At 37.8% G+C, this 13,244-nt stretch carries 13 protein-coding genes, 1 tRNA gene, 1 pseudogene and 1 riboswitch; of the genes and pseudogenes, 10 read left to right on the top strand and 5 right to left on the bottom strand.

What is annotated here, in order from left to right; genetic code table 11:
- Position 1: 1 nt before the first annotated feature.
- Positions 2-811, top strand: a complete 810-nt coding sequence (locus tag ACVC7R_RS01845) for an MBL fold metallo-hydrolase (protein WP_447263282.1) — start codon at positions 2-4, stop codon at positions 809-811.
- A 37-nt stretch (positions 812-848) separates the two neighbouring features.
- Here the strand turns inward: ACVC7R_RS01845 and ACVC7R_RS01840 are convergent, their stop codons facing one another.
- Positions 849-1,196, bottom strand: a complete 348-nt coding sequence (locus ACVC7R_RS01840) for a thioredoxin (protein ID WP_447263281.1) — start codon at positions 1,194-1,196, stop codon at positions 849-851.
- Positions 1,197-1,305: 109 nt separating this feature from the next.
- Positions 1,306-3,024 carry a phospho-sugar mutase gene (locus ACVC7R_RS01835; RefSeq protein ID WP_447263280.1) on the bottom strand — a complete coding sequence of 573 codons (1,719 nt, stop codon included), beginning with the start codon at positions 3,022-3,024 and terminating at the stop codon, positions 1,306-1,308.
- Between the two features lie 152 nt (positions 3,025-3,176).
- On the opposite strand from ACVC7R_RS01835, the gene ACVC7R_RS01830 reads away from it, so the two are divergent.
- The gene (locus tag ACVC7R_RS01830; protein WP_447263279.1) at positions 3,177-5,078 is read left to right on the top strand and encodes an ABC-F family ATP-binding cassette domain-containing protein; all 1,902 of its coding nucleotides are present in this window, start codon (positions 3,177-3,179) and stop codon (positions 5,076-5,078) included.
- Positions 5,079-5,140: 62 nt separating this feature from the next.
- Here the strand turns inward: ACVC7R_RS01830 and ACVC7R_RS01825 are convergent.
- The 3 genes from ACVC7R_RS01825 to ACVC7R_RS01815 all read right to left on the bottom strand — a co-directional run bounded on the left by ACVC7R_RS01825 (position 5,141) and on the right by ACVC7R_RS01815 (position 6,211).
- Positions 5,141-5,212: transfer RNA gene (locus ACVC7R_RS01825), tRNA-Arg, on the bottom strand.
- 107 nt (positions 5,213-5,319) lie between these two features.
- On the bottom strand, positions 5,320-5,697 hold the full coding sequence (mscL, locus tag ACVC7R_RS01820) for a large conductance mechanosensitive channel protein MscL (protein WP_447263278.1): 378 nt from the start codon (positions 5,695-5,697) through the stop codon (positions 5,320-5,322).
- A 79-nt stretch (positions 5,698-5,776) separates the two neighbouring features.
- The gene (locus ACVC7R_RS01815) at positions 5,777-6,211 is read right to left on the bottom strand and encodes a GtrA family protein (RefSeq protein WP_447263277.1); all 435 of its coding nucleotides are present in this window, start codon (positions 6,209-6,211) and stop codon (positions 5,777-5,779) included.
- A gap of 28 nt (positions 6,212-6,239) precedes the next feature.
- Positions 6,240-6,337, top strand: a riboswitch (PreQ1 riboswitch).
- Here ACVC7R_RS01815 and ACVC7R_RS01810 point away from each other — a divergent pair.
- The 8 genes and pseudogenes from ACVC7R_RS01810 to ACVC7R_RS01775 all read left to right on the top strand — a co-directional run bounded on the left by ACVC7R_RS01810 (position 6,335) and on the right by ACVC7R_RS01775 (position 13,238).
- Positions 6,335-6,844 (top strand): QueT transporter family protein, encoded by a 510-nt coding sequence (locus ACVC7R_RS01810; RefSeq protein ID WP_447263276.1) that lies wholly within the window; start codon positions 6,335-6,337, stop codon positions 6,842-6,844. It overlaps the preceding riboswitch by 3 nt.
- A gap of 600 nt (positions 6,845-7,444) precedes the next feature.
- Positions 7,445-8,086, top strand: coding sequence for a hypothetical protein (locus ACVC7R_RS01805; protein ID WP_447263275.1), 642 nt, complete (start codon positions 7,445-7,447; stop codon positions 8,084-8,086).
- 192 nt (positions 8,087-8,278) lie between these two features.
- A pseudogene (locus ACVC7R_RS01800) lies at positions 8,279-8,530 on the top strand (formate/nitrite transporter family protein); the annotation flags it as partial.
- A 408-nt stretch (positions 8,531-8,938) separates the two neighbouring features.
- Positions 8,939-9,736 (top strand): formate/nitrite transporter family protein, encoded by a 798-nt coding sequence (locus ACVC7R_RS01795; protein ID WP_447263274.1) that lies wholly within the window; start codon positions 8,939-8,941, stop codon positions 9,734-9,736.
- A gap of 80 nt (positions 9,737-9,816) precedes the next feature.
- On the top strand, positions 9,817-11,091 hold the full coding sequence (locus tag ACVC7R_RS01790; RefSeq protein WP_447263273.1) for a DUF2130 domain-containing protein: 1,275 nt from the start codon (positions 9,817-9,819) through the stop codon (positions 11,089-11,091).
- 10 nt (positions 11,092-11,101) lie between these two features.
- The gene (gene truB / locus ACVC7R_RS01785) at positions 11,102-11,980 is read left to right on the top strand and encodes a tRNA pseudouridine(55) synthase TruB (protein WP_447263272.1); all 879 of its coding nucleotides are present in this window, start codon (positions 11,102-11,104) and stop codon (positions 11,978-11,980) included.
- A 106-nt stretch (positions 11,981-12,086) separates the two neighbouring features.
- Entirely contained in the window at positions 12,087-12,578 is a 492-nt protein-coding gene (locus ACVC7R_RS01780) for a DUF536 domain-containing protein (RefSeq protein WP_004252719.1), read from the top strand.
- 69 nt (positions 12,579-12,647) lie between these two features.
- Positions 12,648-13,238, top strand: coding sequence for a 3'-5' exonuclease (locus tag ACVC7R_RS01775; RefSeq protein WP_447263271.1), 591 nt, complete (start codon positions 12,648-12,650; stop codon positions 13,236-13,238).
- Positions 13,239-13,244 lie beyond the last annotated feature (6 nt).

The raw sequence follows: 13,244 nt of genomic DNA, 5'->3' as shown, positions 1-13,244 counted from the left end.
AATGAGTGAAACAGGCTTTAAATATAGTATTTTAGCATCGGGTTCTAGTGGGAATTCCTTCTATCTAGAAACCCCCAAGAAAAAGATTTTAGTAGACGCAGGATTATCTGGCAAAAAAATCACAAGCTTATTGGGGGAAATTAACCGTAAGCCAGAAGATTTAGATGCTATTTTGATTACGCATGAGCATGCTGACCATATACATGGTGTTGGAGTTTTAGCTCGTAAGTATGGCATGGATCTTTACGCCAATGAAAAGACTTGGCAAGCCATGGAAAATAGTAAGTATTTGGGAAGTGTTGATTCTTCTCAAAAACATATCTTTGAAATGGGAAAAACCAAAACTTTCGGAGATATCGACATTGAGAGTTTTGGTGTGAGTCATGATGCAGTCGCTCCCCAATTCTACCGTTTTATGAAGGATGATAAGAGCTTTGTTATGCTGACAGATACAGGTTATGTCAGTGACCGTATGGCTGGTATTGTCGAGAATGCAGATGGCTACTTGATTGAATCTAATCATGATGTGGAAATCCTGAGAGCAGGATCTTATGCTTGGCGACTCAAACAACGGATCCTGTCTGACCTTGGCCACCTCTCAAATGAGGATGGGGCAGATGCTATGATTCGCACACTAGGTAATCGTACCAAGAAGATTTACCTAGGACATCTATCTAAAGAGAATAATATCAAGGAGCTAGCCCACATGACAATGGTCAATCAGTTAGCTCAAGCAGACCTAGGAGTAGGAGTGGACTTTCAAGTTTACGATACATCTCCTGATACTGCAACACCACTGACAGATATATAAAAAAGAAGGCCTATTGCCTTCTTTTTTATTGTGAATTTTACAACCCAGCAAATTCTTTGATTTCTTGAGCTGACATTGAAGAGTCACAACGGACCTTGATTTGACCATTTGAAATATGAACGAATCCTGGTACAGTAGGGATTTCATAGCGTGAACGGAAATTTTGTAATGCTTCAAGTTGGCTTGGTTCTTCACTATTAATGAAATAGATGTGAGCTTTAGTTTCAGCTACAACACCCGCCAATGTGCCAGCAAATTTTCGGCAGTAAGGACAAGTTTTGCGCCCGATAAAGAATGTTGCAGTTTCATTTTTATCAAGAGCCTCTTGAGCACGAGCAACAGTTGTCACTTCAAGATCTTTAATATTTTCTAAAAATTGTTCCATGAGATTACCTCGCTTTCATTGATAAATCTAGTATGCCATAAAGTCTTTAAAAATGCTTAGATTTGATACGGAAAAAAGATGAGATAAAGTTATCTCATCTTTTCATTCATTATTTTACAAAGTCATTGATTTCAGCTTCGATGTTAGCAATCTTAGCTTGTGATTCTTCGTTAGTTTCACCTACAACTGCAATGTAGAACTTGATTTTTGGTTCTGTACCTGAAGGACGAACGGCAATCCATGAACCATCTGCAAGAGTGTATTTCAAGACATCACTTGGAGGAGTTTTCAAGTTTGTAACAGTACCGTCAGCGGCAGTAGATGTTTGTGCTTTGAAGTCTTCAGTGATTGAAACGGCTGTTCCATTCCATTCTTTTGGAGCATTGTTACGGAATTTAGCCATAATCTCTTTGATTTGCTCAGCACCGTCAACACCAGAAAGAGTTACAGAAATAGTTTTCTCAGCATAGTAGCCATACTCTTTGTAAATTTCTTCGATACCGTCAGCAAGTGTTAAACCACGAGAACGGTAGTAGGCAGCAAGTTCAGCAACTACAAGGACTGCTTGGATGGCATCTTTATCACGTACGAATGGTTTGATCAAGTAACCGAAGCTTTCTTCAAATCCCATCATGTAAGTATGATTGTGTTTTTCTTCGAATTCTTGAATCTTTTCAGCGATAAATTTGAAACCAGTCAAGACGTTGAACATAGTTGCGCCATAGCTTTCAGCAATCTTAGTTACTAAGTCCGTTGAAACAATTGATTTGCAGAGGGCTGCGTTTTCAGGAAGTGTTCCAGCATTTTTGTGTGCTTCCAAGATGTACTTGGCCATGATGGCACCGATTTGGTTACCTGAAAGGTTAAGGTAGCTGCCGTCTTTTTGTAGGACTTCAACACCGACACGGTCAGCGTCTGGGTCAGTTGCGACAAGAACATCTGCACCAACTTGACGACCAAGTTCTTCAGCGAGGGCAAAGGCCGCTTGGCTTTCTGGATTTGGAGATTTAACGGTAGAGAAATCTGGATCTGGAGTTGCTTGAGCTTCAACGACTTGTACTGAGTCAAATCCTGCTTGAGCAAGAGCACGACGAGCCAACATTTCACCAGTACCGTGAAGTGGAGTGTAGACAATCTTCATGTCTTTACCAAATTCTTCAATCAAGGCAGGGTTGATGTTAACGTCTTTTACTTCTTTGAGATATTCTGCATCGATTGCTTCACCAATAACTTCGATTAAACCAGAAGCTTTTTCAGCTTCAACATCAGCGACTTCCACAGCAAATGGATTTTCGATGGCACGAATAAAGGCTGTCAAAGCATCCGCATCGTGTGGAGGCATTTGTCCACCATCTTCACCATAAACCTTGTATCCGTTAAATGGAGCTGGGTTGTGGCTAGCAGTGATCATGATACCCGCGAAGCAGTTGAGGTGACGAACAGCAAATGAAAGCTCTGGAGTAGGACGAAGACTTTCAAAAACATACGACTTAATGCCGTGTTTAGCAAGAACTGCAGCAGACTCAAAGGCAAACTCTGGAGAGAAGTGACGGCTATCATAAGCGATGGCTACACCACGTTCTTTTTCGTTTCCACCTTTTGATTCGATCAAACGAGCCAAACCTTCAGTTGCTTGACGGACTACATAGATGTTAATACGGTTGGTACCGGCACCAATCAATCCGCGCATACCAGCAGTACCGAATTCTAGATTTGTGTAGAAGGCATCTTCTTTAGTTTTTTCATCCATGTTTTCCAAATCACGACGAAGGTAATCTGGTAGATCAGCAAAATCAGCCCATTTTTGGAAGTTTTCTTGATAAGTCATAGGAAATCTCCTTTAATATATAATCTAATCGCTTAAATTATACCACGATTTGAAGTTTTAGTAAAACGTTAGCATGAGTTTCTGAAAAAGTTATGAAATGTACCTAAACCACAAGTCTTGAACGGCTTATCGAAACATGCTATACTAACTGTATGATTATTTTACAAACTAATAAAATTGAACGCTCATTTGCAGGAGAAGTTTTATTTGATAATATCAATCTCCAAGTGGATGAAAGAGATCGTATCGCTCTCGTTGGAAAAAATGGGGCAGGGAAGTCTACTTTACTCAAGATATTGGTCGGAGAAGAAGAACCGACATCTGGTGAAATCAACAAGAAAAAAGATATTTCTCTTTCTTATCTAGCACAGGATAGTCGCTTTGAATCAGAAAATACCATCTATGACGAGATGCTTCATGTCTTTGACGACTTACGTACTACTGAAAAACAGCTTCGCCAGATGGAGCTAGAGATGGGGGAAAAGACTGGTGCAGAACTAGATAAGCTCATGTCTGACTATGATCGCCTATCAGAAAATTTCCGTCAGGCTGGAGGATTTACCTATGAAGCTGATATTCGCGCCATTTTAAATGGTTTTAAGTTTGATGAGTCTATGTGGCAGATGAAAATAGCCGAGCTTTCTGGAGGTCAAAATACAAGATTAGCCCTAGCCAAAATGCTCCTTGAAAAGCCAAATCTCTTGGTTTTGGATGAGCCGACCAACCACCTGGATATTGAAACCATTGCCTGGTTAGAAAACTATCTGGTTAATTACAGTGGTGCCTTGATAATTGTTAGTCACGACCGTTATTTCCTTGATAAAGTGGCTACCATCACTTTGGACTTAACTAAGCATTCCCTAGATAGATATGTAGGAAACTACTCAAGCTTTGTTGAGCAGAAAGAACAAAAATTAGCAACAGAAGCTAAAAATTACGAAAAGCAGCAGAAGGAAATTGCTGCTTTAGAAGACTTTGTTAACCGAAATCTCGTTCGAGCATCGACAACTAAGCGTGCACAATCACGACGAAAACAACTGGAAAAGATGGAGCGTTTAGACAAGCCTGAAGCTGGTAAGAAATCGGCTAATATGACCTTTCACTCTGATAAAGTATCAGGGAACGTTGTTTTAACAGTGGAAAATGCTGCTATTGGTTATGATGGGGAAATACTATCTGAGCCGATCAACCTTGATCTTCGTAAGATGAATGCAGTTGCAGTTGTCGGTCCTAATGGTATTGGGAAGACAACCTTTATCAAGTCTATTGTGGGCCAGATTCCTTTTATCAAGGGAGAAGTCCGTTTTGGCGCCAATGTCGAAGTTGGCTACTATGACCAGACTCAAAGTAAGCTGACACCAAGCAATACAGTACTTGATGAACTCTGGAACGATTTCAAATTAACTCCTGAACTTGAAATACGTAATCGTCTAGGTGCCTTCCTTTTTTCAGGTGATGATGTTAAGAAATCAGTTGGCATGCTTTCAGGTGGAGAGAAAGCTCGCTTGTTACTAGCTAAACTATCAATGGAAAATAATAACTTTCTGATCCTTGATGAGCCGACCAACCATTTGGATATCGATAGCAAGGAAGTTTTGGAAAATGCCCTAATTGACTTTGATGGAACTCTCCTATTTGTCAGTCACGACCGTTATTTCATCAACCGTGTAGCCACTCATGTGCTGGAATTATCTGAAAATGGATCAACACTTTATCTTGGTGATTATGACTATTATGTTGATAAAAAAGCAGAGCTAGTAGCTAGCCAAGTGGAAGAAGCGGCAGCTGTTAACCAAGAAAAAGAAGTTTCTCCAGTTAATGACTACCAAGCCCAAAAAGAGAGTCAAAAAGAACTGCGTAAATTGATGAGACAAATCGAAAGTCTTGAGGCAGAAATCGAAGAACTGGAAACCCAAGCCCAAGCTATCTCTGAGCAAATGCACACTACCAATGATGCAGATGAACTCATGCAATTACAAGCAGAACTGGATAAGATTAGCCAGCGCCAGGAAGAAGCTATGCTAGAGTGGGAAGAATTATCGGAGCAGGTATAGATATAAATAAAAAAAGCAGTGATACTACACTGCTTTTTAATTATTAATTTTTCTATCAATAATCCACCCTGAGGGAATCGAACCCCCATCTCAAGAACCGGAATCTTACGTGATATCCATTACACTAAGGGTGGAAACTTCCCTCATTATATCAAAAAAGATGGTGTAACTCAAGAGTCATCTAAACATTAATTTTCCCAATAAAAAAGGATTTAGACAATATCTAAATCCTTTTAAATGTTTATTTTTTTTCAAGAAGTGCTTTGATTTCTTGAAGAACTTCCAATTCAGTTGGACCAGCTGGAGCTGCTTCAACTTCTTCTTTCTTACGAAGGTTTTGAGCTTTCTCAATTCCTTTAACTACAAAGAAAAGAACAGTACCAACTACTATGAAGTTGATGATAGCGCTCAAGAAGTTACCGTAAGCAACACCGTTCCATGAAAGTTCAGCAATGCGGTCAACTTTCGCAGCTTTCAAAGCTGGGTTCAATAGTAGTGGAGTGATGATATCGTTAACGAATGAAGTTACGATAGCAGCAAAAGCAGTAGCAATGATCACACCGACAGCAAGGTCTACGACGTTACCGCGGAGCAAAAATTCTTTAAGATCCTTTAACATAATATTTTCCTTTCAAAATTTTATCAAATTTTTACAGACATATTATATCGTAAATTTGCGGGTAAAGCAAGAGAAGTGCTCAATGATTTTTAAAAACAAAAAGCTTGCTAAATAGGTAATTTAAGACAACAATTGTAACTTGAGCAATACCGATTTCAATTGTATTAATTATATTAATATCATCACCTACAAATTGACCTATAATATGAGGAAACTTCGTGACGAAAATATAAGTTAAACCCATATCGAGTAAGAAGGTAAACAGTCGAGCTCCAGAGAATTTTAAGAGACGTTCAAACCAATTTTCTCGTTTTTGTTTAAAAACAATAGTGTCGTTTGTAAAGAAAGCAAATAGGATACCTGTTATATTACCTAGAGCAGTAGCTGTTAATTCTTGCTGAGTCAAGTAAAAAATAATCATTCGAGTCCCTACAGAAACAACAGTAGTAGCAACGCCGAAAAATAAATAGGACAAAATTTCATTATCGAAAAATTTTTTTATGTATCTTTTCATAAGATTAGTATAGCATAAAGGCTTTAAATGTGCTATACTAATAAGGTTGACTTGTTCAACCCTTGGTGCTTAGCTTCTTTCACCAAGCATATTAGACGCGGAATAGCCGCTAAAGGAGAAAATATGAAAAAACTTACTGTCCGTGATTTGGCAGACATTGCCATTGTTGCAGCTATCTATGTGGTTTTGACAATCACACCACCACTCAATGCCATTAGCTACGGAGCTTATCAATTCCGTATTTCTGAAATGATGAATTTCCTAGCTTTTTACAATCCTAAGTACATTATCGGTGTTACTCTTGGATGTATGATAGCTAATTTCTTCAGTTTCGGACTCATTGATGTCGCTGTAGGTGGAGGATCAACTCTTGTCTTCCTAAGTTTAGGAGTTTTGATGTTTAGCAAATACAATAAAGACTATCTTTTTAATGGATTGATTCGTAAAGATCATTTCTTCTTTTCAATTCTATTTTCAATTTCAATGCTCACCATTGCTGCTGAATTGAACATTGTAGCAGAAGCGCCATTCTTCTTTACTTGGTTTACAACTGGTATCGGAGAATTTGCTTCACTAATTGTTGGTGCTATTCTTATTGGAAAAATTGGTAAACGTCTTGATTTGACTAGATAATGAAATCACATCAAATATTCATAAAAAAGTCTGAACTCTGGTCAGTCTTTTTCTTTTTCTATAGCCCCAGACTCTCAACAAAAGTGGTATAATAAAGAAAAAAGGGATTATTTTAATATGTATAGTTATCGTATTTCAGTTTTTGACGTCCTTTGGAAAAATCAGGTCATTAGATTTTTGTTAATTTTTTTAGCACTATTTTATTTCTATCTTTTTTTCCAAAGAGTTAAGACATCCTTAAAAAGTGGTGGGAGTATGTTGGATCCTTTTCATATTGCAAAGGGAAGATTATACATTCACACGATTATTCTTTTTAGAAAAAGGATTGTTCCTCTAGCTGAAATTAGACAGATTGATATTGATTACGTTCGAGGGAGAAGAATGAATGGGGACAGGTATCATCTGTACTTTACAAGGAAAGATGGAAAATCTTTTACTTTTCATTTTGGGAAAAGCAAAAGAAACGAGGAGTTAGTGAAAAATCTTGCCAATGTGGCCAAGAAGTGCCATATTAAAATCTATTATTATTATTAAGAGTCGATTGCTATAATTGAATTGTTGTCACTTGTGACAGTTGTCAAAACGAGGAGAATATCTAATATGAATCAACTACAAGTAATAAGAGAAGATAAACAACTAAGAATTTTATTGATGCAAGAATGTGATATTCTCTTTTATGACCAGTTGAAAGAGGTTGAATTTGCTCAGAACAATGAAGTTTATTCTCTTTCGCCCATAGCCTTTGCTAAAGACGGTAGTGGGGGAGAATATGTAATTCTTGAGGATGAGAGTATCGGCTTTATAGGGAGTGAAGGCCAAGTTGGGAGGGTAGCAGAAAGCCTTGGTGACTTGCTTACTTTCTTACTTCATGCTGGTTCTATCTCAGACTTTTCCTGTCGTTTGCTCTATCAAAACAAGCATTTGTTGGTAAAATTCTGTCAAGGATTTCTCAATAAAGCACGAGAAAATTATCAGTCAAAAGGTGAAGAGTGGGATAAAGTGAGAGCTGGACTTGCACAAGAGTTGGGACTCGAATTTCAGCCAGAGAGACTTCAAGAGTTAGCCTTAAAATTTTATCAATCAGCGATAAGAAGCCCTCTATTCACTTGTAAATATAGTCATGGGGAGGATGAATATGTTTGTGATTCTATCTTGTCAGATATTGTCGGTTTGTGGGTTTCAGAGCTAGTAGGGATGTCGGTAAAAGAAATTGAAGCATTTGCTAGCACTAAAAACAATTAAATCTAAAGAACAAAAATTTATTTCCATTTAAAATATATTATGTTATAATATTAACAGCGATATTTTAAGGAGTTTATATGAGTTCTTCAGAATTTATTTCAAAGATTGATTATTATTGACATAAGAAAGAAAGTCTATTTGACAAAAGCAAGTTCAAATATACTATTCATTCCTAGTGCTAGTTACTTCCTTGCTAAGCTGTGGATTATCTTATCAGCTATCTCTTTGTTTGTTTTCTTGTCAAACGAGCACATTGCAGCTAACTTTTCATTCTTTAGCATCATTAAATTTAGTATTGTCTCTGATCAAATTGCTAACTTTGATATTCCAAATATTCTACGCCATCAGGGAGTTACCTTCATCGCTATCTTAATTGGTGGTGGTTTCTTGATAGGATTACCATACGCTTACCTTAATAAAAACGAAGAGACTTATGTCGTTTAACAATAAGCTTTCCCAAAAAAATCATATCAATAAAAGAGGAGGTCGGAAAAAAATCCAGGCCTCTTTTTGTAAGAAAGTAACTTTGACCTAATATCTGCGTGGACTGTTTTTTTGTTATTTTAACTAAAACTTTATTCTCTCTTTTTATAAACTCCAACAAACTCCTAGACCATCTTCTTTTTCTGAAAATTGAAGAGACTCTTTTGTGAATTTAATATAGAACAAGCGATAAAACATATTAACTATATTGAATAAAAGACTTAAAAAATAAAGATTTGAAAACTGTACATATGCCGATACAAAGCAAATGAAAACGATTGTAAAAATAATATAAATAAAAGAAGAAAGCCTTCCCATAATTTCGATTTTATGTTATAATATTCACAAATAAAAGTTTTAGGAGTTTATATGGTCTCATCAGAATTTATTTCAAAAATTGAATTTGCTTGTAAGAAAAAAGAAAGTCTATACAGTAAAAGTAAATTCAAATATGCGATTCGCTCAATGTTTGCAGGCGCTTTCTTAACTTTCAGTACGGCAGCAGGAGCCGTTGGTGCAGATTTGATTAATAAGATTGTACCAGGTAGTGGACGCTTCCTTTTCCCGTTTGTTTTCGCTTGGGGACTAGCTTATATTGTCTTCTTAAATGCTGAATTGGTAACGTCAAACATGATGTTCTTAACAGCGGGTAGTTTTTTGAAAAAAATTAGCTGGAGAAAAACAGCTGAAATTCTTATTTATTGTACTTTCTTTAACTTAATTGGTGCGCTTATTGCTGGCTGGGGATTTGCTCATTCAGCTGCTTACGCTAATCTAACACATGATAGCTTTATTTCTGGAGTTGTAGAAATGAAGTTGGGACGTTCCAATGAACTAGTTTTACTTGAAGGTATTCTAGCTAATATCTTTGTAAACATCGCCATTCTTTCATTTGTTTTAGTTAAGGATGGTGGCGCAAAACTTTGGTTGGTTCTATCAGCCATTTACATGTTTGTATTCTTAACAAATGAGCACATCGCTGCAAACTTTGCATCCTTTGCTATCGTTAAGTTTAGTGTTGCCGCAGATTCCATTGCAAACTTCGGTATTGGAAACATCCTACGTCACTGGGGTGTAACCTTTATTGGTAACTTCATCGGTGGTGGTCTTCTGATGGGATTGCCTTACGCCTTCTTAAACAAGAACGAAGATACATACGTAGATTAAAAGTTGGATTGATTCCAACTTTTTCTTTTTGTTTATCCATGCTATAATGAATGTAGTAATGTTAAATACAGAGGAAAATCATGAACGAAATTAAATGTCCAAATTGTGGGGAAGTTTTTACAGTCAATGAAAGCCAGTATGCAGAACTCTTGTCGCAGGTACGAACAGCAGAGTTTGACAAGGAATTGCATGATCGCATGAAGCAAGAATTAACATTAGTAGAGCAAAAAGCCTTAAATGAACAACAGACTAAACTTGCTCAAAAAGACCAAGAAATAGCCCAGCTTCAAAGTCAAATTAACAACTTTGATACCGAAAAAGAATTAGCCAAAAAGGAAGTAGAGCAAAGTGCTAGTCAAAGTCTGCTAGAGAAGGAAAAAGAAGTTCAAGCACTGGAGAATCAATTGGCTACCTTACGCTTGGAGCATGAGAATCAACTGCAAAGGACACTGTCTGATCTAGAGAAAGAAAGAGACCAGGTCAAAAATCAGCTACTTTTACAAGAAAAAGAAAACGAGCTTTCTCTGACTTCAGTTAAGCAAAACTATGAAGCCCAACTTAAGGCGGCTAATGAGCAAGTTGAGTTCTACAAGAATTTCAAGGCTCAACAATCAACCAAGGCCATAGGAGAAAGTTTAGAGCAGTATGCTGAGAGTGAGTTTAATAAGGTTCGTAGCTTTGCCTTCCCTAATGCCTATTTCGAAAAGGATAACAAAGTCTCAGCTCGTGGGTCTAAAGGTGATTTTATCTTCCGTGACTTTGATGAAAATGGGCTAGAATTCATTTCCATCATGTTTGAGATGAAAAATGAAGCTGATGGGACAGAGAAAAAGCATAAGAATGCAGACTTCTACAAAGAGTTGGACAAGGACCGTCGAGAAAAGAACTGTGAATATGCTGTTTTGGTATCTATGCTTGAAGCTGATAACGACTATTTCAACACAGGGATTGTCGATGTTAGCCACGAGTATGAGAAGATGTATGTGGTCCGTCCCCAGTTCTTTATCCAGTTGATTGGTCTTTTACGTAATGCGGCTCTTAACTCTCTTAAATACAAGCAGGAACTAGCACTAATCCGTGAGCAAAATATTGATATCACTCATTTTGAGGAAGATTTGGACGCTTTCAAGGTTGCCTTTGCAAAGAATTATAACTCAGCCTCTGTCAACTTCGGCAAGGCTATCGATGAAATCGACAAAGCTATCAAACGAATGGAAGAGGTCAAGAAATTCCTCACTACATCTGAAAACCAACTCCGCCTCGCAAACAATAAGTTGGATGATGTTTCAGTCAAAAAACTGACACGAAAAAATCCAACCATGAAAGCTAAGTTTGATGCTTTGAAGGGAGAATAGAAAGCAACACATGAACGGTATTATCAACTTAAAAAAAGAAGCAGGGATGACCTCGCATGATGCGGTTTTTAAATTGCGTAAGATTTTAGGGACTAAGAAAATCGGTCATGGTGGGACCTTGGATCCGGATGTGGTGGGTGTTTTGCCGATTGCAGTTGGCAAGGCGACACGCATGGTCGAGTTTATGCAGGATGAGGGTAAAGTCTATGAGGGGGAAATCACTCTCGGCTATTCTACAACGACCGAGGATGCTAGTGGGGAAGTCGTTGTAGAGTCACCTGTTTTGTCACCCTTGGATGAAAAAGTTGTTGATGAAGCAATCGCCTCTCTGACTGGACCTATCACACAGGTTCCTCCTATGTATTCTGCTGTCAAGGTCAATGGTCGCAAGCTCTATGAGTATGCGCGTGCTGGTCAGGAGGTCAAGCGTCCAGAGCGTCAGGTAATGATTTATAGTTTTGAAAGAACGAGTCCGATCTCTTATGAGGATAGACTTGCGAAATTTACCTTTCGTGTGAAATGCAGTAAGGGAACTTATATCCGTACGTTGTCTGTTGACCTTGGAGAAAAACTTGGTTATGCAGCTCATATGTCTCAGTTAACACGCACCAGTGCTGCAGGTTTGCAACTGGAGGACGCTCTGACTTTAGAAGAAATTTCCGAAAAAGTAGAGGCTGGACAACTCGATTTTCTACATCCGATTGAGATTGGGACAGGGGATTTAGTTAAGGTTTATCTTACTCCGGAGCAGGCAGGAGAAGTCCGTTTTGGTCGCTTTATTGAGTTAGAACATAGCGAGAAAGAAGTCGCAGCCTTTGAAGGTGAGAAACTACTTGCTATATTAGAGAAGCGTGAGAATCTCTATAAACCAAGGAAGGTTTTCTCTTAAAATTTTATAACTTAAAAAACCATTGGAAATACAGTGTTATTTGACAGTTTAGCTTACTTATGATAAGATTTAACTTAAGAAAAGCTAGAGAAAAATAGAGGATATTATGAGTATTGAAATGACTGTCAGTGAGATTGCTGAGGTCTTGGGCCTTTCCCGACAAGCAATCAATAATCGTGTCAAGGAATTACCTGAAGAAGATATTACAAAAAACGACAAGGGTGTTACTGTTGTTACTCGTAGTGGATTGATTAAACTTGAAGAAATCTACAAAAAGACCATCTTTGAAGATGAACCGGTTAGTGATGAAGTGAAGCAACGAGAGCTCATGGAGATTCTTGTTGATGAAAAGAACGCTGAGATTATCCGTCTTTACGAGCAATTGAAAGCTAAAGATAAGCAACTTGCTGAAAAAGATGAACAGATGCGTGTAAAAGACCGCCAAATCGCTGAAAAAGATAAGCAATTGGATCAACAACAACAGTTAACTCTTCAAGCTATGAAGGATCAAGAAACACTCCAGTTGGAGTTGGATCAAGCTAAGCAAGAAGTTCAGGCATCGAAGAAAGGCTTCTTTGCTCGCTTATTTGGGAAATAAGAAAAAACTGCTTGGTTTCTAGGATTAGACCAGGTGGTTTCTTTTTACAAATCAATAAGGAATGATAAGATGGAAACATTAAGAGAGTATATCTCATTTGATTTAGAATTCAATAAACACCAGAAACAGACTCATTTGATACAAGTATCAGCGGTACATTTTAAAGAAGGTGAAGAAGTAGAAGCATTTGACTCTTATGTATATACGGATGTTCCTTTGAAGAGTTTTATCAATGGCTTGACGGGGATTACTTCCGAGACCCTTAAAGGCGCACCAAAAGTAGAAGAAGTTCTGCAAAAATTTCAAGCCTTCGTTGGTAACTTACCCCTTATCGGCTATAATGCAGCAAAAAGTGATTTACCGATTCTACTAGAGCATGGATTTGACTATAGTCATCAATATCGAGTTGACGTCTATAACGAAGCACTAGAGAGACGCAGTACTGATCTCCATGGAATCGCTAATCTAAAATTACAAACTGTGGCTAATTTTCTAGGTTTTAAAGGGCAATCTCATAATAGTTTAGAGGATGCTCGTATGACTGCTCGAGTGTATGAAGCTTTTTTAGAGTCAGATGAGAGTAGACTTTTACTCAATTCTCAGAGCAGCCTCAACTCGAATCCATTTGGTGGGTTAGATCTATCTCAGTTGTTTGATTAGGAGTTC

It is taken from the genome of Streptococcus sp. Z554, assembly GCF_053010305.1.
This window is presented reverse-complemented; position numbering and strand designations above follow the sequence as displayed.